Origin of the sequence: Pseudomonas sp. SB113, assembly GCF_040754745.1 — a bacterium.
GTDB classification, from domain to species: Bacteria; Pseudomonadota; Gammaproteobacteria; order Pseudomonadales; family Pseudomonadaceae; genus Aquipseudomonas; species Aquipseudomonas grimontii.
The window spans coordinates 1-459 of the sequence record NZ_JBFMHW010000162.1; the positions used below are offsets into that span (position 1 = coordinate 1).

Genomic DNA, 459 nt, shown 5'->3' on the forward strand with positions numbered 1-459 from the left:
TCTCCCTGACCGTACGCTAACCCCCTTCAAAACCGCGAGCCTTTTCACGTGGCCGACGCCGTCGCCCTAGGCGCGGCTTTGTGCTCTTGCCCAAGCGCCGGGTAGTCGAGCGATCCTTCGCATGGAGTACCAAATGCCGGCGCCTCGTCAAAGACTACGAACGCCTCCACACAACTCTCGAAGGGCTCTACATCGTCGCCTTCGCTTGCATCATGCTCAGACAGGCCGCCGAAATCGCCCAGGTCCATAACAGACTCTAGAGAATACCTCCTTCGAGCCCTTCGACCTCGAAGATGAGCCGATCGCGGCCGTCACAGCCCGCGTGCCGATGAACGGGAAAACCAGCCGCGACCGGTCTAAGCACGTCAAGGCGAAGAGGCCGTCGCGCCGTTCCTCGCCGAGCGGCTGGCCGATCATGCGATAGAGCGGGGCGAGAAGTCCGAAGCGGTCAAATCCGCC

At 62.1% G+C, this 459-nt stretch carries 1 protein-coding gene and 1 pseudogene; one reads left to right on the top strand and one right to left on the bottom strand.

Annotated elements, in window-relative coordinates; translation table 11 throughout:
- Positions 1 to 68 precede the first annotated feature (68 nt).
- Positions 69 to 260 (top strand): annotated as a pseudogene (locus AB1462_RS31960) (transposase); the annotation flags it as partial.
- Here AB1462_RS31960 and AB1462_RS31965 read toward each other — a convergent pair.
- A partial coding sequence (locus AB1462_RS31965; protein WP_367249097.1) for a hypothetical protein occupies positions 217 to 459 on the bottom strand: 243 nt, incomplete at its 5' end. The pseudogene AB1462_RS31960 and the gene AB1462_RS31965 sit on opposite strands and share 44 nt — an antisense overlap.